The sequence below is a fragment of the Campylobacter sp. CNRCH_2013_0855 genome (assembly GCF_025773025.1).
Taxonomy (GTDB): Bacteria; Campylobacterota; Campylobacteria; order Campylobacterales; family Campylobacteraceae; genus Campylobacter_D; species Campylobacter_D jejuni_C.
On the sequence record NZ_JAKMTE010000005.1, the window covers coordinates 66,400 to 87,858 of the forward strand.

General features: G+C 28.1%; 22 protein-coding genes and 3 tRNA genes. 20 read left to right on the forward strand and 5 right to left on the reverse strand.

What is annotated here, in order from left to right:
* Positions 1-7 precede the first annotated feature (7 nt).
* The 6 genes from L8X40_RS04000 (at position 8) to L8X40_RS04025 (ending at position 5,434) form a co-directional block, all read left to right on the forward strand.
* Positions 8-1,450, forward strand: coding sequence for an acetyl-CoA carboxylase subunit A (locus L8X40_RS04000; RefSeq protein WP_039617956.1), 1,443 nt, complete (start codon positions 8-10; stop codon positions 1,448-1,450).
* Positions 1,447-1,707, forward strand: a complete 261-nt coding sequence (locus L8X40_RS04005) for a hypothetical protein (protein ID WP_261544861.1) — start codon at positions 1,447-1,449, stop codon at positions 1,705-1,707. The genes L8X40_RS04000 and L8X40_RS04005 overlap by 4 nt, the downstream gene beginning before the upstream one ends.
* The gene (locus L8X40_RS04010; protein WP_263667363.1) at positions 1,707-2,426 is read left to right on the forward strand and encodes an arginyltransferase; all 720 of its coding nucleotides are present in this window, start codon (positions 1,707-1,709) and stop codon (positions 2,424-2,426) included. Before L8X40_RS04005 ends, L8X40_RS04010 begins: the two co-directional genes overlap by 1 nt.
* Positions 2,427-2,444: 18 nt before the next feature.
* Positions 2,445-3,251, forward strand: a complete 807-nt coding sequence (locus tag L8X40_RS04015) for an adenylosuccinate lyase (protein ID WP_087700526.1) — start codon at positions 2,445-2,447, stop codon at positions 3,249-3,251.
* A 70-nt stretch (positions 3,252-3,321) separates the two neighbouring features.
* The gene (gene ftsW / locus L8X40_RS04020) at positions 3,322-4,485 is read left to right on the forward strand and encodes a putative lipid II flippase FtsW (RefSeq protein ID WP_087700527.1); all 1,164 of its coding nucleotides are present in this window, start codon (positions 3,322-3,324) and stop codon (positions 4,483-4,485) included.
* 190 nt (positions 4,486-4,675) lie between these two features.
* Positions 4,676-5,434 carry a basic amino acid ABC transporter substrate-binding protein gene (locus L8X40_RS04025; RefSeq protein ID WP_087700528.1) on the forward strand — a complete coding sequence of 253 codons (759 nt, stop codon included), beginning with the start codon at positions 4,676-4,678 and terminating at the stop codon, positions 5,432-5,434.
* 1 nt (position 5,435) lies between these two features.
* Here the strand turns inward: L8X40_RS04025 and L8X40_RS04030 are convergent, their stop codons facing one another.
* Positions 5,436-6,701, reverse strand: coding sequence for an aminotransferase class V-fold PLP-dependent enzyme (locus L8X40_RS04030; protein WP_263667364.1), 1,266 nt, complete (start codon positions 6,699-6,701; stop codon positions 5,436-5,438).
* Positions 6,702-6,759: 58 nt separating this feature from the next.
* On the opposite strand from L8X40_RS04030, the gene L8X40_RS04035 reads away from it, so the two are divergent.
* The 4 genes from L8X40_RS04035 to L8X40_RS04050 all read left to right on the forward strand — a co-directional run bounded on the left by L8X40_RS04035 (position 6,760) and on the right by L8X40_RS04050 (position 9,230).
* A complete protein-coding gene (locus tag L8X40_RS04035; RefSeq protein ID WP_214100712.1) occupies positions 6,760-7,611 on the forward strand; it encodes a DUF234 domain-containing protein in 852 nt (283 codons plus the stop codon).
* Between the two features lie 2 nt (positions 7,612-7,613).
* Entirely contained in the window at positions 7,614-8,630 is a 1,017-nt protein-coding gene (locus tag L8X40_RS04040; protein WP_263667365.1) for a sensor histidine kinase, read from the forward strand.
* 42 nt (positions 8,631-8,672) lie between these two features.
* A tRNA-Arg gene (locus tag L8X40_RS04045) sits at positions 8,673-8,749 on the forward strand.
* A 13-nt stretch (positions 8,750-8,762) separates the two neighbouring features.
* A complete protein-coding gene (locus L8X40_RS04050; protein WP_214126177.1) occupies positions 8,763-9,230 on the forward strand; it encodes a tRNA (cytidine(34)-2'-O)-methyltransferase in 468 nt (155 codons plus the stop codon).
* On the opposite strand, the gene L8X40_RS04055 is transcribed toward L8X40_RS04050, so the two are convergent.
* Both L8X40_RS04055 and L8X40_RS04060 read right to left on the reverse strand, forming a co-directional pair.
* Complete coding sequence (locus L8X40_RS04055) at positions 9,227-9,955, reverse strand: amino acid ABC transporter ATP-binding protein (RefSeq protein ID WP_263667366.1); 729 nt, start codon at positions 9,953-9,955, stop codon at positions 9,227-9,229. The two genes, L8X40_RS04050 and L8X40_RS04055, sit on opposite strands and share 4 nt — an antisense overlap.
* Positions 9,948-10,700, reverse strand: coding sequence for an amino acid ABC transporter permease (locus tag L8X40_RS04060; RefSeq protein WP_263667367.1), 753 nt, complete (start codon positions 10,698-10,700; stop codon positions 9,948-9,950). Before L8X40_RS04060 ends, L8X40_RS04055 begins: the two co-directional genes overlap by 8 nt.
* A 219-nt stretch (positions 10,701-10,919) precedes the next feature.
* Between L8X40_RS04060 and L8X40_RS04065 the strand changes: the two genes are divergently transcribed.
* The 5 genes from L8X40_RS04065 to L8X40_RS04085 are packed head-to-tail and all read left to right on the forward strand — an operon-like array spanning position 10,920 to position 16,358.
* A complete protein-coding gene (locus L8X40_RS04065) occupies positions 10,920-12,362 on the forward strand; it encodes an alanine/glycine:cation symporter family protein (protein WP_047208171.1) in 1,443 nt (480 codons plus the stop codon).
* Positions 12,362-12,502: a hypothetical protein gene (locus tag L8X40_RS04070; RefSeq protein WP_214126181.1), complete on the forward strand. Its 141-nt coding sequence runs from the start codon at positions 12,362-12,364 to the stop codon at positions 12,500-12,502. The genes L8X40_RS04065 and L8X40_RS04070 overlap by 1 nt, the downstream gene beginning before the upstream one ends.
* 33 nt (positions 12,503-12,535) lie before the next feature.
* Complete coding sequence (gene glyS / locus L8X40_RS04075) at positions 12,536-14,602, forward strand: glycine--tRNA ligase subunit beta (RefSeq protein WP_263667369.1); 2,067 nt, start codon at positions 12,536-12,538, stop codon at positions 14,600-14,602.
* Positions 14,599-15,405, forward strand: coding sequence for a M23 family metallopeptidase (locus L8X40_RS04080; protein WP_263667370.1), 807 nt, complete (start codon positions 14,599-14,601; stop codon positions 15,403-15,405). The genes glyS and L8X40_RS04080 overlap by 4 nt, the downstream gene beginning before the upstream one ends.
* Positions 15,406-15,407: 2 nt before the next feature.
* The gene (locus tag L8X40_RS04085) at positions 15,408-16,358 is read left to right on the forward strand and encodes an SAM-dependent methyltransferase (protein WP_318530020.1); all 951 of its coding nucleotides are present in this window, start codon (positions 15,408-15,410) and stop codon (positions 16,356-16,358) included.
* Here L8X40_RS04085 and L8X40_RS04090 read toward each other — a convergent pair.
* On the reverse strand, positions 16,348-17,370 hold the full coding sequence (locus L8X40_RS04090) for a bifunctional 3,4-dihydroxy-2-butanone 4-phosphate synthase/GTP cyclohydrolase II (protein WP_263667372.1): 1,023 nt from the start codon (positions 17,368-17,370) through the stop codon (positions 16,348-16,350). The two genes, L8X40_RS04085 and L8X40_RS04090, sit on opposite strands and share 11 nt — an antisense overlap.
* Positions 17,371-17,477: 107 nt before the next feature.
* Between L8X40_RS04090 and L8X40_RS04095 the strand changes: the two genes are divergently transcribed.
* The 3 genes from L8X40_RS04095 (at position 17,478) to L8X40_RS04105 (ending at position 19,493) form a co-directional block, all read left to right on the forward strand.
* Positions 17,478-17,552, forward strand: a tRNA-Gln gene (locus tag L8X40_RS04095).
* Between the two features lie 13 nt (positions 17,553-17,565).
* Positions 17,566-17,641: transfer RNA gene (locus tag L8X40_RS04100), tRNA-Met, on the forward strand.
* A 58-nt stretch (positions 17,642-17,699) separates the two neighbouring features.
* Positions 17,700-19,493 carry a KAP family NTPase gene (locus tag L8X40_RS04105; protein WP_263667373.1) on the forward strand — a complete coding sequence of 598 codons (1,794 nt, stop codon included), beginning with the start codon at positions 17,700-17,702 and terminating at the stop codon, positions 19,491-19,493.
* A 284-nt stretch (positions 19,494-19,777) separates the two neighbouring features.
* On the opposite strand, the gene L8X40_RS04110 is transcribed toward L8X40_RS04105, so the two are convergent.
* On the reverse strand, positions 19,778-20,002 hold the full coding sequence (locus L8X40_RS04110; RefSeq protein ID WP_263667374.1) for a hypothetical protein: 225 nt from the start codon (positions 20,000-20,002) through the stop codon (positions 19,778-19,780).
* Positions 20,003-20,746: 744 nt separating this feature from the next.
* Between L8X40_RS04110 and L8X40_RS04115 the strand changes: the two genes are divergently transcribed.
* Both L8X40_RS04115 and L8X40_RS04120 read left to right on the forward strand, forming a co-directional pair.
* Entirely contained in the window at positions 20,747-21,025 is a 279-nt protein-coding gene (locus L8X40_RS04115; protein ID WP_012661579.1) for a hypothetical protein, read from the forward strand.
* On the forward strand, positions 21,022-21,372 hold the full coding sequence (locus L8X40_RS04120) for an HNH endonuclease (protein WP_263667375.1): 351 nt from the start codon (positions 21,022-21,024) through the stop codon (positions 21,370-21,372). The genes L8X40_RS04115 and L8X40_RS04120 overlap by 4 nt, the downstream gene beginning before the upstream one ends.
* The last annotated feature ends 87 nt before the right edge of the window (positions 21,373-21,459 follow it).

The following is a 21,459-nucleotide window of genomic DNA, read 5'->3' on the forward strand; positions in this document are numbered from 1 at the left end:
CAAAGTAATGATACATAAGATTTTAATAGCCAATAGAGGTGAGATTGCAGTAAGGGTAATCCGTGCTTGTAGAGATTTACATATAAAAAGTGTTGCTGTTTATACTGAACCTGATCATGAGTGTTTACATGTAAAAGTTGCTGATGAAGCATATAGAATAGGAACTGATGCTATAAGAGGGTATTTGGATGGTAAAAGAATAGTTGAAATTGCCAAAGCTTGTGGAGCTGATGCTATACATCCTGGATATGGCTTTTTAAGTGAAAATTATGAATTTGCAAAAGAGTGTGAAGAAGCAGGGATTATCTTTATAGGACCAAAATCAGATGTTATCCGTAAGATGGGAAATAAAAATATAGCAAGATATTTAATGAAAAAAAATGGAATTCCTGTAGTTCCAGGCACCGAAAAATTAAATCATTGTACATTAGAGGAAATCAAACTCCAAGCTTTAAAAATAGGTTATCCTGTAATTTTGAAAGCTAGTGGTGGCGGTGGCGGTAGGGGTATACGCGTAGTGCATAAAGAAGAGGATTTAGAAAAATCTTTTGAAGCATGCAAAAGAGAAGCACTAAGCTTTTTTAAAAATGATGAAGTTTTTATGGAAAAATATGTTATCAATCCAAGGCATATCGAATTTCAAATTTTAGCAGATAATTATGGTAATATCATTCATCTTTGTGAAAGAGATTGCTCAATACAAAGAAGACACCAAAAAATAATTGAAATAGCGCCTTGTCCAAGTATCTCAGAAAAACTAAGAAAAACCATAGGGGTTACTGCAGTAGCTGCTGCAAAAGCAGTGGGTTATACGAATGTTGGGACGGTTGAGTTTTTGCTTGATGATTATAATAGATTTTATTTTATGGAAATGAATACAAGAATTCAAGTAGAACACCCAATTACTGAAGAAATCACAGGAATTGATCTTATCACAAGACAAATTCGTATAGCAAATGGAGAAATTTTAGATCTTGAACAAAGCGATATAAAACCAAGAGGCTTTGCTATAGAAGCTAGGATTACAGCAGAAAATGTATGGAAAAATTTCATTCCAAGTCCAGGCAAAATCACAGAATATTTTCCAGCTTTAGGGCCATCTGTAAGAGTGGATAGTCATTTATATAAAGACTATACTGTGCCACCTTATTATGATTCTTTACTTGCAAAATTAATTGTTAAGGGTTCAAGTTATGATAGTGCAGTTAATAGGCTTGAGAGAGCTTTGAAAGAATTTGTGATTGATGATATTAGAACAACTGTGCCATTTTTGATTGCAATTACTAAAATACGAGAATTTAGAAGAGGGTATTTTGATACTTCTTTCATAGAAACACATATGGAAGAGCTTTTGGAAAAGACAGAAGATAGACACCAAGAAAATAAAGAAGAAGTAATTGCTGCTATAGCTGCAGCCTTACAAAAGATAAAAGAAAGTAGGCAATCATGAGTTTTTTAGATGAATTAAAAGATATAAAAAAAGCACTCCAAAAAGAACAAGATCAAACAAAAAAAGAAAAAGTTAAAGCGAGTAAAAGTGGAGTTAGTATGAAAAATATTGACTTAGATACTATGCAAAAAGATTTAGCTAAGCAAAATGAAGATAAAAAACAAGAGCAGGAATTTGAAGATATGTTTTTAAAAGAAGAGCGTTTAGCTAATGAATTTATGGAATTTGTAAAAAATAGTGATATCAAAAAGATCTAATGAATAATATTATTGGTTTTTGTACTTTAGAAGAAGAATGTCCTTATCTTGAAAATAGGTATTGTAGAAATGAGTACAATTATATATCTTTTATTAATAAAGCACAAAATCAAGAATTAGTTTCAAGAGGTTGGCGTCGTTTTGGTTCGTATTTTTCAAGACCAATATGTAATGATTGCAATGAATGTCAAAATTTGCGTATTTTAGTGGAGAATTTTCATTTTAGCAAAAGTTATCGCAGGGTTTTGAAAAAAAATATAGCTACTAAAATAATCTTACAAAAACCTTCTTTAAGTGATGAGCATCTATTATTATACGAAAAATATCATCATTATCAAAAAGATAAGAGAAATTGGAAAATTTATGATTTAAATTTTAGAAAATATTACAATCTTTATGTAGATAATGCGGGTACTTTTGGATATGAGCTTGATTTTTATATGGATAATAAGTTAGTTTGTGTTGATTTGATTGATATTTTAGAAGATGGAATTTCTAGTATATATTGTTTTTATGACCCTGATTTTTCACATCTAAGTCTTGGGAAATATTCACTTTTAACAGAAATTAAACTTGCGCAATTAAAAAAATTAAAATATATTTATTTGGGATATTTTGTAAAAGGGTGTCAATCTTTAGCGTATAAAGCCGATTATAGTCCAAATGAAATTTTAAAACACACTAGTGCTTTAAACGAGCAAGCATTTTTGTGGAGTTAGGTTTATAGAGAGGATTTTATGCAAGTAGTGCAAACTTTAGAATCAGTTAGTGTTAATACTGATGATTTTTTAATGTTTAAATATTTTCAAGATCTTATCCGTAAAAATTTTTCCAAAGTTATAGGTAATAAAAATAAAACCTTGTCTTTTTTTGTAGAAAATGAAATTCCCCAAAGAAGATATTTTTTAAAACTTGTTAATCACAAATATAAAAAAAATACTGGAAATCAAATTGATAATCTTGCTTTTGCACACTATAAAACCTTTAAGTTAAACCTTGCTCAAGCAAATACTTTAAAGCCTGTAATCTTTGCCAAAATAGGCTTTGCACAAAAAAATATTTTAATCACACTAAGTTCGAATGAAAAATTATTTGCTGTATATTTAGAGCAGTATTTTAAAGATCATAAAAGCGTGTATGATGAAAAAAATTGTATTTTTTCAGTAGAATACAAAGATGATAATACTTTAAATCTTTTAGAAATTTTAGCTAGTGTAAACGAGCACTTGAAATATTGTGTTGATTTTACGATTCATGAAACTCAGCTTTTAGAATTTAGAAATAAAATGAAAAACAAAGCTAATACTAATTGGAAATTTAATGCCCTAGCAAAGCTTTTTGAAAATTATTTTCAAACCTTAGGGTGTAATTCTAGTGATGATTTTGCTACTATTAGACAAAATTATCTCAATTTAGTAAAAATTTATCATCCTGATCGTCATCAAGGTAAAAGTAAGATCGAGCAAGCTTATTGCCGTGAAGAATTTGAGAAAATTCAGCTTGCTTATGAGAGTTTAAAATCTTTATATAAAAATAATACTTGATATTAAAATAACATCATTTTAAGTTGCAATTTATTAAAATTAATTTTTTATAAAAATTTAGGGAATAATATTGGTTGCTGATAAACAATTATTTTTTTTAAGTTGTATTTTAATAACCATAGGAATACTTTTCTCATATTCATTAAGTGCTTTTACTGTGCTTTATTTAGAATATAGTGAATTTCATTTTTTTATTAGACAGCTTTTTTTTGGACTTAGTGGTATAGCAATTATTTATTTTGTATCAAGATTAAATCCTGATAATAAGACAATGCATTATTTAATGATAGGTGTTTTGATAATTGCTTTTTTGTGTATTCTTATTCTACCTTTTTTACCAACTTTTTTAGCTACTGCAGCAGGTGGTGCTAAAAGATGGATTAGACTTGGCCCCTTATCTATTTCGCCTGTTGAATTTTTTAAAATAGGATTGATTTATTTTCTTGCTTGGTCTTATACAAGAAGGATTGATGATAGTAAAAAGGCGATCAAGCATGAGGTTTTAATCTTAATCCCTTATTTTATTTTAGCTGCTTTTGTTATTGGTTATATTTATATGACGCAAAATGATTTAGGACAAAGCGTTATTTCTTTTTTCTTGGTTTTTGCTTTAGCTTTTTTTGCAGGAGCTAGTAAAAGACTTTTTGCTTTTGGCGTGGTTATTGTTGGAATGATTGGGGTTTTGGTAATTTTAAGTAATCAAAGAAGAATTCAGCGTATTTCTGCTTGGTGGGGAAATATCCAAGATGCTTTTTTGCCTTTTTTTCCTGATTGGTTAGCAAAAGTTTTAAGGGTAAGTCATAATTCAGAACCCTATCAAATTTCACACAGCTTAAATGCTATAGCACATGGTGGAATTTTTGGAGAAGGATTGGGGCTTGGAACTTTTAAACTAGGATTTTTAAGTGAAGTGCATACAGATTTTGTTTTATCAGGGATTACTGAGGAAATAGGTTTGTTTGGTTTAAGTATTGTATGTGTAATTTATTTAATGATAATACTCAGGATTTTTAGGATTGCTGGGCGTTGTGAAAATAAAGTACATTTTTTATTTTGTTCAGGTGTGGCTTTATTATTATTATTTTCATTCTTTATGAATGCTTTTGGAATTATCTCTTTAACTCCATTAAAAGGAGTTGCGGTGCCGCTTTTAAGTTATGGTGGTAGTTCTATGTGGTCTATTTGTCTTGGAATAGGTTATGTTTTAATGATTAGCAAGAAGGTAAAAATTTAAACTCATTAATTAAAATATATAAAAATTAACTTAAATAAAAAATATTCTATAACAACTCTTTACAAAAAACTTTTTTCTGCTATAATTATGCTCACATTTATTATAAAGGAGGCGGATATGAAGAAATACAGGCGTTTAAACACATTATAATCATTTATCAATTTTATTTTAATTTTAACAAAGGAAAAAAATGAAAAAAATATTATATGTTGTTTTAGCGTTATTTGGTATATTAGCTTTAGGTGCTTGTTCAAGCGATAAAAATCAAGCTAGTGTTTCTGGTGAAAAAGTTTATAAAGTAGGTATAGCTGCAAATTATCCTCCTTTTGATTTTATTAAAGATGCAAAAATTACCGGCTTTGATGTTGATTTATTAGAAGAGATAGCAAAAAGAGAAAATTTAAAACTTGAATGGGTAAATATGAGTTTTGATGGTTTAATTCCTGCCTTAAAAGCTGGAAAGATTGATATGATAGCTTCTGCTATGAGTTCAACTCCTCAAAGATTAACAAGTATGGATTTTAGTGATACTTATTTTAATACTAAAAATTTATATTTAAAATTAAAAACAAATTCTAGTATTAGTGATAAGCAAAGTTTAGAAGGTAAAAAAATAGGTGTTCAACTTGGAACTATTCAAGAAGGTGCTGCTAAGGCTATTCCAAACGCTCAAGTAGTGGCTAGTGAAGAAATGTTAGCCGCGATTTTGGCTTTAAAAGCTGGTAAAGTTGATGCGGTTTTAACAGATAAAGATATTGGTAAAGGTTATTTAAAAACCAACGAAGAGTTGGAGGCATTTTTAGAAGAAAATGATGGAAGTTCAGGATTTTGTGTGGCTTTTGATAAAGGAAAGCAAACTGAACTTGTTCAAAAAATCAATGCAGGTTTAGAAAAAGTTAAAGCTGATGGTACTTATCAAAAAATCGTAGAAAAATACGATTTGCAATAATTTAACTTAAAGCCTTGATACTTGCTTTCAAGGCTTTAAAAAAATACTCTATATCTTCTTTTGTGTGCGTATAATGAAAACTCGCTCTTAGCCATCCTGGTTTAGATTTTAATTCTTGATTATCTTTTAAATTTAGCAAATCATGTCCATAAGGTCCAGCACAAGCACAACCAGCTCTTGTTTCTATCTTATAGGTTTTGCTTAATTTGTAAGCTAAATCAAAAGGAGAAATTCCTTCTATATTAAAAGCAAAAATAGGCAATCTATGAGTGATATTTTTTGCATATAAGATCATTTTTGGAAAATTTGCGCATTGTTTGAAAAAATATTCACAAAGTTCTTTTTCTTTTTTTTCTATATTTTTTAAACCCATTTCATTGCGTACTTTAAAAGCTAAACTTGCTCTAATAAGCTGAATGATACCTGGTGTACCACCTTCTTCTAAATTTTCAACTTCACATAAATATTGCTGAGAGGTTCTTGAAACGTAACCTACAGTCCCACCTGCTGCAAAGCTAGGGGTATTGCCGCATAGATTTTTTTTGATAACAAGTAAGCCACAAGATCCTACACCCCCAAGTAGTTTATGAGAGCTAATAAACACTGCATCATAAAATTTATGATCTAAATTAGCATAAGGAGCTAAAGTGGAAATATCAAAAGCAACTATACCGTTGTGCTGTTTGATTAAAGTATAGATTTTTTTATAATCACTTAAAATTCCTGTAACATTAGAAGCTGCGTTAAAACTTGCTATGATTTGTCTGTTTTTTGATTTTTGTAATAATTTTTCTAAAAAATTAAAATCTAATTCTCCATTTTTATCTAAGGGCACTCGAACACATTCACATAAAGCTTCTCTAAATGAAAGTTCATTAGAATGGTGCTCATAGGGTCCAACTATAACCAAAGGTAAGGTATTTTTGTTTGTATTTTTAAAATATTTTTCTTTAATAAGTGGTGGTATGTATAGACCTAAAAGTTCTTGAAATTTTTTTATAGCTGCTGAAGACCCACTTCCGCAAGCTATAAGAGCAAAGCTATCATCTAATTCAAGATATTTTTTTAAATTTCTTCTTGCATTTTCATAATGCTGTTGTGTAATAAAAGAATTTAAAGAGCTATCTGAATGTGTATTTGCATAGGTAGTAAGAATTTTTTTAATTTCTTTTTCTATGCTTTTTAATGCTAAAGCACTGGCTGTAAAATCAAAATAATATATTCCTTTTTTTAAAATAATATCTTGTTTTAGTTTTTCAATATCCAAAAAAAATCCTCTAATTTTTTGTTAAAATTATAACATACAAAATATTTATTTTAAGGATGTGATTATAAAATTTGGTGATTTTTCAAAACGCTGCGAAACTTTGGAGCTTGAAAGTATTTTTGATTTTTATAGTATTTTTGATGAGTTTGAATTTGATTTAAAATTAAGTTTATATGAAAATATCTTAAATGTTTTTATTTTGAAAGCCTTTGATATTTTAGCTTCTTTAAATTTAGATGAGAATGCTTTAAAAGCTTTGAGTGTTTTAAGTAAAAACGATAGAAAACGCTATTCTATTAATAAATCTATTCCGCATTTTCAGGCTCTAGGACTTATTAATAAACTTTTAGAAAGAAATATTTTGATCTTAGAAAAAAGTCAAGAAAAGCCAATCATAAAAAACAAAAGACAAAAAATTAAAAAAGAATTACGCTCTTATAATATACAAGATAAGGTAATTTTTAAAAATCAAGGATTAAGATTTTTCTTTTATTTTATATATCCTAAACTTAATTTAATTGTGATAAAAAAATATAATGAATTAATAGAATTTATCCAAGAAAATTTAGAAAAATACCAAAGTTTTACTTTTGAACTTTTATGTAAAGAATTTTTGGCAAAAAAACTTAAAGTGGGTCAAGTGTATAGTTTTTGGAATTATTACCATGAGATAGACTTGTATTATCATGAAAACAATTTTTGTGTTTTAGGTGAAGTTAAATTTAAAGAGAGAAAAATATGTAAAAATGTTTTAAATATTTTAAAAAGCAAAGCAAAACAGTTGCAAATTCAGCCTAATTTATATGTACTTTTTTCAAAGAGTGGTTTTAGCAAAGAGCTTATTTCAAATAAGGAGCGTAATTTGCTTTTATATACTTTAGAAGATTTTCAATTTTTAATTAAGGATTAAGTGTGGATGAGAATATTTTAAAAAGTTTAGATTCTAGTGAAAAAGAAAACTTACAACAAGGATTAAAAGCCTTAATAGAGCAAACCTATGTTATAGAAAATGAATACAAACAACTTAATGAAAACTATACTGCGTTAAGACAAATGGTAAGTGAGATTATAGAGGTTTTACCTATGGCTTTATGGATTTTAGATGCGAATAAAAATATTATTTTGCAAAATAATCTAGCTACACAAAAGCCAAAGTTTTTAGAATGCATTGATCTTGATAAAACACATTATGAGCTTGAGTTTGATCATAAGTTTTATTTAATCAAAATCACCTCCCATACTGATAAACTGATAGTGAATGCAACAGATATTAGTGATGAGAAAAGAAATGAAAGATTAGCTAGTATGGGAACAGTTGCAGCACACCTAGCGCATGAAATACGCAATCCTATAGGTTCTATTTCTTTGTTAAGTTCTACTTTGTTTGAAAGAAGTGAGTTGAAAAATAAGCATATAGTTTTAGAAATTCAAAAAGCAATTTCAAGAGTAGAGCGTATTGTAAATTCTACCCTGCTTTTTACAAAAGGAGTTCATGTTAATTTAAATGAGTTTAATTTAAAAGAATTACAAGATGAATGCGAACAAGCTATTGGAGCTTATAATTATCTAGCTAATATTGATTTTAAATTTGAATTTTTGGATTTAAAAATCAATGCAGATAAATCTTTGCTTGCTTTAGTTTTGCAAAATTTGCTTTATAATGCCATAGATGCTATTGAAGAAAGCGAAAATGATGATGGTTGTATAAAAGTTAAATGTGAGCAAAAAGAAGATAAAGTTTTTATCAAAGTTTATGATAATGGTGTGAGTATCAAAGATAAAAAAATGGTTTTTGAAGCTTTTAAAACAACTAAGTTAAAAGGCAATGGTTTGGGTCTTTCTTTATCAAAACAAATTATTGATGCACATAATGGGGTTTTAGGTTTTAATGAAAATCCAAAATGTTTTTTTATAGAGCTTAAAATTTAAGCTCTATAAAATAAATTTTTTCTTAAAATAATAAAAATATTTGTCCTCATAGCTCAGCTGGATAGAGCGCAGAATTCCTAATTCTGAGGTCGCAAGTTCAAACCTTGCTGGGGACACCATTTAAGGAAAAAGATGTTTCATATAGTCTTAGTTGAACCTCGCATACCGCAAAATACAGGAAGCATAGGTAGAATGTGTTTTAACGCAGGATTTACTTTACATATTATCAATCCACTTTTTAGTATTGATGAAAAGGCGGTTAAAAGAGCAGGGCTTGATTATTGGAAAAAGTTAAATCCTTTGTTATGGAATAATTTAGAAGATTTTTTAAAAAAATATGAAAAATTTCAAGATAGATTTTTCTTTGCAACAACTAAAACCACTCAAACTTACTTTGATGTAAATTACCAAAAAGGCGATTTTTTGTTTTTTGGAAGTGAGAGTTTTGGTTTACCTATGGATTTAATGCAAAAAAAATGGGAAAATGCTATTACTATACCGATGAAAGATTGTGGTAGAAGTTTGAATTTAGCTACAAGTGTGGGTATAGTGAGTTATGAGGCTTTGAGACAAAATTTTGCCTCTTTTGAAAAATTTTAATGATTTAAAACTTGATTTAAAAATTCTTTCAATCTTTCATTTTTTGGATTTTCAAATGCTATTTTAGGACATTCATCTACTGCTATAATGCCTTTATCCATAAAGAAAATTCGATTGGCTACATTTCTTGCAAAGCCCATTTCATGGGTAACTACAAGCATGGTTAGACCTTCTTTAGCTACTTCTTTCATGATGTTTAAAACCTCACCTATCATCTCAGGATCTAAAGCTGAAGTTGGCTCATCAAATAAGATCACATCAGGATTCATCATTAATGATCTTGCTATGGCAATACGCTGTTTTTGTCCACCTGAAAGCTTGTGAGGAAAATAGCTTTCTTTGTTACTTAAGCCAACTTTTTTGAGTAATTCTCGTGCTTTTTTTACTGCTTCATCTTTACTCATGATTTTTGTTTGTACTGGAGCTAAGCATAAATTTTCTAAAACATTTTTATTATTAAAAAGATTAAAATGTTGAAACACCATGCTAACTTTTTGACGAATTTTATTGATATCTGTTTTTTTATCAAGTATATTAACACTATTAATATAAATATTACCACTATCTGGTGTTTCAAGTTTGTTTAAACAGCGTAAAAAAGTACTTTTTCCACCCCCGCTAGGCCCTATAATAGCAATAATATCGCCTTTATGTACTTCAACGCTAATATCTTTTAAAACTTCTAAATCTCCGTATTTTTTAATCAAATTTTCTATTTTAATCATGTTTATTTAATCTCACTTCTATAAATCTTGCAATGAGCGTTAAAATTTTAACACTTATATAATACACAAGTCCTGTAAAAATAATAGGTTTAGGATTATAATAGATTGCCTGTAAGCTTTTACTTTGCATGGTAATATCCATAACGCTAATATAACCTACTATTGAAGTTTCTTTAAATAAAGAAATAAATTCATTCATTAAAGAAGGTAAAATATTTTTAATTGCTTGTGGAAAGATGATTAATCGCATAGAGGCAGAGTAATTAAGCCCCATTGCTCTTGCTGCTTCCATTTGTCCTTTATCTACACTTTGAATTCCACTTCTTACGATTTCAGCTACATAAGCAGAGCTATTAAGCCCAAGCGCGATAATAGCTACATAAAAATTATCACTCCAAGTAGCAAAAATCACTACTGAAAAAATTAAAAGTTGTAAAAGCAGTGGGGTTCCGCGTATAATGTCTATGTATTCATCTATAATAAAATTTAAACTTTGGATTTCTAAAAATCTTAAAAATGCTAGGAAAAAACCAAGCACTATTCCTATTAAAATTCCACCCACTGTTAAACCAAGTGTTGTGAAATAACTATGAACATAAGCTTTGGCTTCTATTGTATAAGCATATTCACCTGTGGCTAAACCATTTTGATCTTTAACTTGTAAAATTTCAATAGGAAATGAAAAATAAGCCCAAAAAACAATAATGGCAAAAAATACAAAAATTTTCATCGTATTTTGTTTCAACTTACGCACCTTGTAAAATTTTAAAAATCTAAGTGTATAAAAATTAAGTTTTCTTTTTACTTAAAGGTGTCTTATATGATTTTATTACTAGTATTTTGAGTTAAATTTTCACATAGCTTTAAAAAATAAAATAAATTTAACATAAAATTATATTTTTTTATGACAAATTCATTTTTTTATGATAAATTTATGCTCAGAAATTATAAAAAGGAGATAAATATGGATTTGATATCCCAATTTGTTGCCTTTGTGAATAATCAGTATTATTCTATTTTAGTAATTTTACTTATTGTCACAGGGTTTTATTATAGTTATTTGACGGGTTTTGTGCAATTTCGAATGCTCCCTTATGTGTTTGATATCTTAACAGAAAAGCAAGAAAAGCATGAAAAACACCATATTACTCCTTTTCAAGCTTTGATGATTTCAACAGCTTCAAGAGTTGGTATAGGAAATATTGCAGGTATTGCGGTAGCTGTTGTTTTGGGTGGACCTGGTGCTTTATTTTGGATGTGGGCTATGGCATTTTTTGGTGGTGCCTCAGCTTTTGCAGAAAGCACTCTAGCACAAGTTTATAAAAGTCGTGATGGCAAAAGCTTTAAAGGTGGTCCTGCTTATTATATTAGTAAAGCCTTAAATTTAAAATGGCTTGGAGCTATATTTGCGGTGATTTTGATTATCACTTATGCTTATGGATTTAATGGTCTTCAAAGCCAAACTATGACTTCAGCATTTGAGTTTTACTATAAAGGCATGGTTGATGCTAGCGAAGTGAGTTTTGCTCAAAGTTGGTGGCCTATTGTAATAGGAGCAATTTTAGCTGTTTTTGCTGCTTATATGTTTTTTGGTGATCATACTAAAATAGGTAAAGTAAGCTCAGTTATCGTTCCTATTATGGCGATGATTTATGTAGGTTTATCTATCATAGCAATGTTTATGAATTTTGATAAAATTCCTGAAGTGTTTTCTATGATTTTTAAAAGTGCTTTTGATTTTGAAGCTATTTTTGGTGGATTTGCAGGTTCTGCTTTGGTTATAGGTATAAAAAGAGGATTGTTTTCTAATGAAGCGGGTATGGGTTCAGCGCCAAATGCAGCAGCTTCTGCTCTTACAACTCATCCTGCAAAACAAGGGGTTATCCAAGCATTTTCTGTATTAATTGATGTGATTATTTGTACAAGTTCAGGATTTTTAGTATTATTTTCACTTGCTTATGCAAATAATATCGGCGTAGATGGTAAGCCTATTTTAACAGCACTGCCTTTGGTGCAAGAATCCATGAAAGAATATTATGGAAATTTAGGTGTGCATTTTACTACTGTTAGTATAGTTTTATTTGCTATTACTTCTTTGATAGGAAATTATTATTACGCTCAAGCAAATATTAAATACCTTACTCAAAATCCTATTATTATTAATCTTTTTAAAGCAAGCGCTGTGCTTATGATTTTTATTGGTGCAAATATGGATTTAAAATTTGCGTGGGATTTAGCTGATACTACTATGGCATTTATGGCTACGATTAATATCATTTCTATTTTATTGCTTGGTGGTATAGTGAAAAAGGTATTAAAAGACTTTAGCGAGCAAAAAAGACAAGGTAGAGATCCGGTATTTAGTGCTTCAAAACTTGGTATTAAAAACGCAGAGTGTTGGGACTAATGATAGATTATATTATTATTACTTTGTTTGTAGCTTTTATGGTTTTTCTTGTGTTTGGTTTTAACCGCCAAATGCAAGAAAAAGCCAAACAAAGAGAAGAAAAACTAAAAACAAAGAAAGATTTTAAAAAAAATAGGTAAAATACACTAAAAATTTTTAAAAAAGAGTGTAAAATGAAATTGTTAATAGAAATAGGCACAGAAGAACTTCCTGCTATTCCTTTATTAAAAGAGCTTCCAAATATTACTAAAAAATGGGAAAAGATTTTACAAGAGTATCATTTAGAATCTGAATTTAAATTTTTCTATACTCCTAGAAGATTAGTTTTTATTCATGAAAATTTTAAAGAAAAACAAGATGATTCTTTTGTGGAATTTATAGGTGCACCTAGGGCGATAGCTTATAAAGATGGAAAGCTTACTCAAGCAGGGCTTAGTTTTTTAGAAAAAAGTGGTTTAAAAGAAGAAGAGCTTGAATTTAAAGAAATTAAAGGCAAAGAAGTCTTGTATTGTCAAAAACAAGCGCAAGGCTTACAAAGTAAAGCAGTTTTAGCTCAAATGATTGAAGCTTTCTTAAAAAGCTTGAGCTTTGGTAAAACTATGAGATGGGGTGATGGTAGTTTTGAATTTATTAGAGCTATTCGCTCGCTTTGTTGTGTATTAAATGATGAGTTGATTGAATTTGAAAGCTATGGTGTTAAAAGTGCAAAAAGTACTTTTGTACATAGAAGTGTTAGTTATGATTTGATAGCTTTTGCGAATATTGATGAGTATTTTAAAACTTTAGAGCAAAATTATATTATTTTAGATCAAGAACAAAGAAAAAAGCTTATCATTGAACAGTTAAAGATGCTTGAAAAAGAAAATGATATTACTATTGCAGAAGATGATGAGCTTTTAGCTGAAGTTGTAGCTATCACAGAGTATCCAAAAGCATTATTAGGACATTTTGAAAAAGAGTATTTAGAAATCCCAAGTGAAGTAATCATCACTTCCATGAGAGAAAACCAACGCTATTTTGCAGTATTTAAAAACAATACTTTAAGCAATCATTTTATCGTAGTTTCTAATGCGGTTTGTGAGGATTATTCTAAAATCATTAATGGAAATGAAAGGGTTTTAAGAGCAAGATTAAGCGATGCGATGTTTTTTTGGAAAAATGACTTAGCACAGGGCTTAAATAATGATAAAATAAGCCAAATGGTCTATCTTGAAGGACTTGGAACCTTAAAAGATAAAATTATTAGAGAACAAAAAATCGCTACTAAGCTTTGTGAGATTTTTGCTAATACTCAAAAAGATGAAATCTTAAAAGCCATAGAATACTCAAAAGCTGATCTAAGCACTCAAATGGTGTATGAATTTACTGATCTTCAAGGCATTATGGGATCTTATTATGCCAAGGCTATGGGTATGAGCGATGAGCTTGCCTTGGCGATTAAAGAACAATACCTTCCAAATGGCGATAATTCAGCTATGCCAAGTAATGAATTTAGCTCTATTGTAGCTTTAGCTTATAAATTTGATACACTTATGGGGCTTTTTTCGATGGGAAAAATCCCAAGTGGTACAAAAGATCCTTATGCTTTAAGAAGAGCAGCAAATGGTGTTTTAAAAATTATCCTAGCTTTAAATAAAAATTTTGATCTTAAGATATTTTTAGAAGCAATAGCTAGTGAGTATAAAAGCTTTGATTTGAAAATTTTATTAGACTTTATCTTAGAGCGTTTATATACTTTTTATGAAGTAAATGCTTCTTTTATTAAAGCTGTGCTTAGCTCTAAAACTTATGATGTTATTTACATTGATTCTTGTATTAAAGCTTTGATTCAAAGCGCAAATAAGGCAGATTTTAGTCAAAATTTTGCTACTTTTAAGCGTTTAGCAAATATTGCAGTATTGAGTGAAGCTCAAATTGATGAAAAATTGTTTAAGACTCAAGAGGAAAAAGATTTATACCAAGCTTTTATGCAGTGTAAAACAAAAGAAAATAACACTCAAGGTAAAGTTTTTTTTCCTTTTCCAGTGACAGCAGCACTTGCGTGTTGTAAAACAAAAGAAAATAATACCCAAGAGCTTTTAGAAAGCCTTTTTGCGCTAAAACCACAAATTGATGCTTTTTTTGATAAAGTAATGATTAATGACAAAGATGAAAATATCAAAAATAATCGTCAAGCTTTGGTGTGTGCAATCTATCGTGAGTTTTTAAAAATAGCTGATATTAAAGAGCTTAGTGTATGAGAAGAATTCTTTTTTTTCTATGTTTTTTGATTTTTACTTTAGAAGCTAGAGAGATTGAGCTTGTAAAAGGTCAAGTGTTTTTTTTAGAATTTGATAAAAGTAATTTTTTACAAATTAGCTCAAATTCTAAAAAACTTCCTTTTTTTGAGTATAAAAATAAAGTTATTGTTAGCATAGCTATGCCTTATAAAAATCCTAAAGATAGAAAATTAATAGCTGAATTTAAAGATAATTCCAAAGAAGAAATTAATATAAAATTTAGCGAAGGAAATTACAAAAAAGAATTTTTAAAAGTTAGTGCTTCTAAGGTCAATCCACCTAAAGAAACACTTGATCGCATTAGCAAAGAATACCAAGAAGCTATTAAGGTTTATAATACTTATACTAATACAGCTTTATTTGAAGGCAATTTTGCATATCCTTTAGAAAGTAAAATTACAAGTGCTTTTGGAAAAGCAAGGTTGTTTAATGATACTCTTAAAAGTTATCATAGCGGAACTGATTTTAGAGCAGCAAGTGGGACAAAAATTTATGCGAGTAATGATGGTATTGTAAGGATTGCTTCAAATCGTTACTATGCAGGAAATTCAGTGGTAATTGATCATGGATATGGGATTTATTCTCAATATTATCATCTATCAAAACTTAATGTAAAAGCGGGACAGAAGGTAAAAAAAGGTGAACTTATAGGCTTGAGTGGAGCTAGTGGTAGGGTTACAGGGCCGCATTTGCATTTTGGAATTTTAGTCAATGGTGTGCAAGTTGATCCGCTTGATTTTATAGCTAAATTTAATGCTTTATAATGATAGCTTTTAGTGAATTTTTTCAAAATTGGATTGATAAATATTACTCCCAAGCTGTGAGTGTTGGCAAAAATGGAGATTTTTATACCGCAGTTAGTGTGGGAAATCTTTTCGGAATACTCTTAGCTAATCATTTTTTAAAACTTATAGATGATAAAAAGCTAATTTTACCGGTTGAAGTTGTAGAAATAGGAGCAAATGAAGGGCATTTAATGCTTGATTTCATACAAGCTTTATACACACTTAGAGCTGATGTTTTAGAACAGATTGAGTGTTTTATCATAGAGCCACATGAAAAGTTAAGATGTGTTCAAAAAAAACTTTTTGATGAGTATGATTTAGACGTGAAAATTTATAATTCTTTAGAGGAATGTCATTTTAAAAATGCCTTTTTTTATGCTAATGAATTATTTGATTGTTTTGCGTGTGAACTTATAAAAGATAGAACAATGGCATATGTTGACGATGATTTAAACATTGTTTTTAAGCCTATGAATAAAGATCTTTTAAAAGAATGTGAAAAATATGCTATCACTAATAGTGAGCTTTGTATTTCTTATAAACCTTTTTTATCCAAATTAAAACAAACTTGCGAAAAATTAACTTTTGCATGTTTTGATTATGCAAAAAAAGAAGAAAAAATTAGTATTAGAATGTATAAAAATCATCAAGTATATAATCTTTTTGAAGAGAATTTAAAAGATTTTTTTGCTAAAAGTGATATTACATATAATGTAAATTTTGACCATTTTTTACAAGTTTTAAAAGAAGAGGGCTTTGAAGTGTTAGAATATAAAAATCAAAATCAAGCCTTAATTGACTTTGGTTTGGAAGAAATTATTGAGCAAGCTAAAAATGCTAACTCTCAAATTTATAAAAACTTTATCAGCCAAAGTAAAAATTTGATGTTTAACTTTGGCGATAAATTTAAGTTTTTAGAATTTAAGATTTAAAATCACTGCTTGTAATATCAAGTCCAAAACCTTTTAAGCCTATAAATTCTTTATCGGTATTTTGACTTAGAAGTTTGATTTTTGAAATTTTTAAATACCTTAAAATTTGCGCTCCTATGCCGTAATTTTTAAATTGTGTGTTTTCTTGTTTTTCATTTTTCATGAAAATGATTACACCGCCTTTTTGACTTAAAAATTCAATCTGTTTTAATAATTCATTGAATTTATTAGAAGTTAGAAGCTCAAAGTCACTTCCACTAAGATAAAATTTAACATTCTCGCATTCTTTCAAAGTGCCAAAGCTAAAAGCTATGTGTTCATTTTCATTGTGATCTTTAAAAGTCATTTTTTTAGCTTTAAAACCTGCTAAAATACTGTCTTCTTCTTTGATTAAAGAAATTAAACTTTCATTTTTTAAACGATACTCGATTAAATCTGAAATAGTAATCATATTAATAGCATGCTTTTTGCAAAACTCAAGCAAATCGCTTCTTCTAGCCATATCTCCATTATCTTTGACAATTTCACATATCACGCACGCTTCTTTTAATCCTGCCAAGCGACATAAATCCACTGTTCCCTCGGTATGGCCTGTTCTTTCTAAAACTCCGCCTTTTTTTGCTATCAAAGGATTAATATGACCAGGACGCACAAAATCACTTGCCTTTGCATTATCATCAGCAAAAATTTGTATAGTCATATCCCTTTCATAAGCACTTACTCCCGTTGTTGCATTTTTTGCATCAACGGTTATGGTGAAAGCTGTTTCATGATTTGATGTATTTTTAGGTACCATTAAAGGTAGTTCAAATTTTTTAGCTAAGTTCTCACTCAATGCTACACACACCACACCTCTTGCGTGAGTAATGGTAAAATTTATTTTTTCTTGTGAGCTAAATTGCGCAGGGAAAATCAAATCTCCTTCATTTTCTCTATCTTCTGCATCTACCATTACTAACATCTTGCCATCTTGAAGTTCTTTTATAGCTTGTTCTATGCTTATATATCCCATAAAATTATTCCTTGATAATATTTTTAAAAATATTATAGCATTTTTCTTGACATTATGTAAAAAATAATATATAATACCACTTTTAATTTAAAAATTACTTCATTTATTGGGGTATCGCCAAGCGGTAAGGCAACAGGTTTTGGTCCTGTCATTCAGGGGTTCGAATCCCTTTACCCCATCCACTTCATATGATGCCGCGAAGTAGAGCAGTGGTTAGCTCGTCGGGCTCATAACCCGAAGGTCGGGAGTTCAAATCTCCCCTTCGCAACCAACTTTTATAATTTTGCTAATTTTCATTGTTCTAACTTTAGAAATACTAGGGGCAGAATATGCTTTCATCATGGTACAACAAACAAGAAGAAATCAAATTAAGTCATACACAAAACAATATACTAAAATTTTTGAAATCAAATAGAGGCGTGTGTTTAGCTATAAATGGATCTTGGGGTGTAGGAAAAACTTATTATTGGAAAAGTATTGAGAAAAAAATGAAACAGATTTGTTTGAAAAATGATAACAGTTTACATACTAAAATTGTCTATATTGATTTATTTGGAAAAGATGATTTTAAGCAGATTTTAGAAGAAATTACTTTTAAGGTTTTTCAAACACAAAATAAAATCGTTAAAAACACATCAAAAATATTATCAGAATGCATAAGCTTCTTAAGTAATCAAATTATAAATATAAGTTCTGAAACTTTATTCTCTTTTTTGAAAAAAGAAGATTTTAAAGATATTATTGTCTGTTTTGATAATATAGAAAGAAAATCAAGTAAATTAGCTTTTAAAGATATTATGGGGCTTGTTAGTTTGCTAAAAGAGGATAAAAATTGCAATGTTGTTATGATTTTTAACAAGCAAAAAGTTTTTTTAGATATAGAAGATGAAATTGATATTGTTGCTTTAATGATTGGTGAAACTTGCGAAAATACAAATAAGATTTACTCGAAAAAAAATTTTAAACATTATTTGCAAAAATATTATAAAGATGAAATGGATTATCAACAATACAAAGAAAAAGTTATTGATTATGAAGTGGTTATTGATGAAAATAACGAAGTAGCTTTAGAGATTATTAAACAGAAGTTAATAGTAAAAGAAGATGATTTAAAACCAGTAATAACTTTGATAATTTATAATCATTATAGGAAATATCTTGATTATAATTTAAGATTATTACAAAAGGTTATTTTGCAGATAAATTATTTTTATAAAGAGTGTTTTTCTAAGTTATACAAAAAAGAAGAAAGTAAAATTTTTCTTGATGCTTTGAATATCACTTATGATGCTTTATTTCGAAATTTGAAAAGTTATTACATTGATAAAACAGAAGATTTTGATTTTCCAAACTATAAAAAATACTTAAACAATGTATTAATATTGGACTTTCTCTCTTTAAATGAGTTAAAAGAATATTTTGCTAACAATCTTAAACAAGCAACTTTTGACTATTTTCATCAAATTTATTTGGATTATACTTTAAGTAGATTAAGTTCGTATGATTTTGCTCAAAGAATAAATCATGATTTAGAAGTTTTAAAAAAATATATTTTTAAGGAAAATAAACTAGAGGGTTTATTTTGGATTTTTATGCTTTTTAAAAATTATAAAAAAATCATAGGCATAGAAAATCATTATGAAACAATTATTATATATCATTATATTGAGAATTATATACAAATGCAATTGGAAAATGAATATCTTAGCGAGGATGATAGTAATATAAAAGTATTAAAAAATGAAGTGTTTCAAGTGAAAAATTATGAAGAGTATTATATATACATGAAAAAAAGAAAAGAAAAGGAAAAATGTAAAAATATAGAATATTTTTTTCTCAATAATGCATTTTCAAGTGATAAAATAAAATATTATAATAATTTTAATATAGATGTTATAGTTGAGTTTTTTGAAGTAAATAATGAATTTTATAATACATTTATGGAATTTGGAATGCAAACTTATGCTGATAATATATATAAAAAAGATTATGATAATAATATTTTCAAGGCATTTTTGATATTTATAAATAAAGACCCTATAAAAAAAGAAGCTATTGAAAAATTATTGAATAATGAAAAAAATACAGTACTTCATCATGTCTTAGGATTAAAAAACAACTAATTATGTTTTGGTTAAATGTAAAAAGGTTGTACTCGTGAAAAATAAAATAATTGTTTGTTTTGTTGTTTTAGTTAATATAATCCCTATTATATCTTATATTGTTTATATTAGTAGCACCAAGCTGTCAAATTTTCAGTTCTTATTTTCATTAATTTGTTTTTTTGTAGTTTTTGGATCAATCTCTATACTTAGTTTGTTATTTTTAAATGCAAAAAAGATTATTTCTTTATCGCCTGCAAAAAGAGAAAAAAATACTTCCGATGATGTTAATTTTATTGATGAAATTATGGATCTTGACCATTACTACCTACCTTATAATATTCATCACAATGATTAACAAGTAGAAAAATAATACTCCTTAAATTTTTAGGAGTATTATTTTCTTTTAAATCCGAATTTCTATCATTTATTTGTTTTTGAATTTTATCTTGCGTATTTTGATTTACTCTATTTATTTCCCCTGCAACACTTGAACCACTACCGACAATATCTTTAGGTGTATTTCTCATAGCAATTCTGCCGTTTTCGCTAGCATTAATTTGATCTGTTGTGGAATTAAAATCTTGTTTTGCTGAAAGAGGATTATAATGATCTTTAGTAGTGTATTATAAATATTTTTTTCTAAGTTTGTGCAAAATGAAAATTCTTATTTGTCTCTTTGTAAAATCTAGTTTTGATATCTGATGTTTTTATAATGGTTGATTTAAATAATTTATTATTGAACGCAATTGCTAATTTTTATAAAGTATGTAAATTTTATTGCACTTGTTATAAAAATTTTTTAATATATCAAAGAGTATTATTTTATATAAAATTTTATTTTTAATAAATATAAATGGTGGATTTAGCAAGCTACTAAAAAATTTCATTTGATATCTATTTTTAGATATGTTTTATTCTATTAGTAACCCACTAAGTAACCCATTACTTTACAATTTAATATATGCACAGTAACGGTTTCTTTTAATCCGATTAAAGTCAATATTAGTATATTTTTTATATTTCCGATTAAAATTAATACGATGTCGACTAATGCTCCGATTAAAAGCCATATGTTTAATAAGAGCAATAGCTTTTATTTGGTTGTTTATTGCGGAGAAAAGATATAAATACTTTTTGCTATTTAGTATCTTAGTAAGAGCAAATAACATTCCAAACTTATGTATTTTTTATTTTTGTGTGAAATTATGATAAAATACAAAATATAAGGAACTTCACTTATTTTTTTGCTTTAATTTGATAAGAGTAGAAAAATGTTTAAAAATGAAATAATTAATAATGCTGTACCTGCAAAGATTTTTATAAATAATCTTGGATTATATGATAATTTTCATAGAAATGTTAATGATATTAAAAGTGGTTTTAAAGTTAAAAGAGTTGGTGGAAATTTCTTTATTTTACTACCTGAATGGTTTATGAAGATAATTGAAGCTGGTTATAGTTGTTATGCTATTAAGGCTTATGATGATTTTGAATATGAATTTAAAGTATCGCTTACAAAGAAAACCGAAATAGGTTTTTATAAAAGATGAATACGTATAAATTTTGCAAATGCGGAAAGAAGATACTTTCGCATTTGAGTAAGTGTTCTGAGTGTAAGATAACAACTGTTAGAAATCAAAATAAACACTATGATGCTTTCAAAAGAGATAGAGATAGCTCTAGTTTTTATCATAGTGTAGAGTGGAAGAAATTACGTTCTAGTTTTATTAATGACAATCCATTTTGTTTTAAATGTGGAAGATTTGCAAAAATTGTTGATCATGTTATCCCTATAAGACAAGGTGGAGAAAAACTAAATGTAACAAATTTGCAAAGCTTATGTATGACTTGTCACAATAAAAAAACCAAAGAAGAATTAAAAGGGGTAAGGGGTTAAATCTCTATAAAATCGATATTCTGGTCACCGACCGGCTAGTCGCGAAAAAATGCGAGCTATTTTTTTTATTGTGTGTGTAATTGACTA

Bases quoted from the DNA above. Each gene is read 5' to 3' on its own strand.
- L8X40_RS04000 (WP_039617956.1), top strand. From the start codon at position 8: ATGATACATAAGATTTTAATAGCCAATAGAGGTGAGATTGCAGTAAGG.
- L8X40_RS04005 (WP_261544861.1), top strand. From the start codon at position 1,447: ATGAGTTTTTTAGATGAATTAAAAGATATAAAAAAAGCACTCCAAAAA.
- L8X40_RS04010 (WP_263667363.1), top strand. From the start codon at position 1,707: ATGAATAATATTATTGGTTTTTGTACTTTAGAAGAAGAATGTCCTTAT.
- L8X40_RS04015 (WP_087700526.1), top strand. From the start codon at position 2,445: ATGCAAGTAGTGCAAACTTTAGAATCAGTTAGTGTTAATACTGATGAT.
- L8X40_RS04025 (WP_087700528.1), top strand. From the start codon at position 4,676: ATGAAAAAAATATTATATGTTGTTTTAGCGTTATTTGGTATATTAGCT.
- L8X40_RS04050 (WP_214126177.1), top strand. From the start codon at position 8,763: ATGTTTCATATAGTCTTAGTTGAACCTCGCATACCGCAAAATACAGGA.
- L8X40_RS04055 (WP_263667366.1), bottom strand. From the start codon at position 9,955: ATGATTAAAATAGAAAATTTGATTAAAAAATACGGAGATTTAGAAGTT.
- L8X40_RS04065 (WP_047208171.1), top strand. From the start codon at position 10,920: ATGGATTTGATATCCCAATTTGTTGCCTTTGTGAATAATCAGTATTAT.
- L8X40_RS04070 (WP_214126181.1), top strand. From the start codon at position 12,362: ATGATAGATTATATTATTATTACTTTGTTTGTAGCTTTTATGGTTTTT.
- glyS (WP_263667369.1), top strand. From the start codon at position 12,536: ATGAAATTGTTAATAGAAATAGGCACAGAAGAACTTCCTGCTATTCCT.
- L8X40_RS04080 (WP_263667370.1), top strand. From the start codon at position 14,599: ATGAGAAGAATTCTTTTTTTTCTATGTTTTTTGATTTTTACTTTAGAA.
- L8X40_RS04090 (WP_263667372.1), bottom strand. From the start codon at position 17,370: ATGGGATATATAAGCATAGAACAAGCTATAAAAGAACTTCAAGATGGC.
- L8X40_RS04105 (WP_263667373.1), top strand. From the start codon at position 17,700: ATGCTTTCATCATGGTACAACAAACAAGAAGAAATCAAATTAAGTCAT.
- L8X40_RS04110 (WP_263667374.1), bottom strand. From the start codon at position 20,002: ATGAGAAATACACCTAAAGATATTGTCGGTAGTGGTTCAAGTGTTGCA.
- L8X40_RS04115 (WP_012661579.1), top strand. From the start codon at position 20,747: ATGTTTAAAAATGAAATAATTAATAATGCTGTACCTGCAAAGATTTTT.
- L8X40_RS04120 (WP_263667375.1), top strand. From the start codon at position 21,022: ATGAATACGTATAAATTTTGCAAATGCGGAAAGAAGATACTTTCGCAT.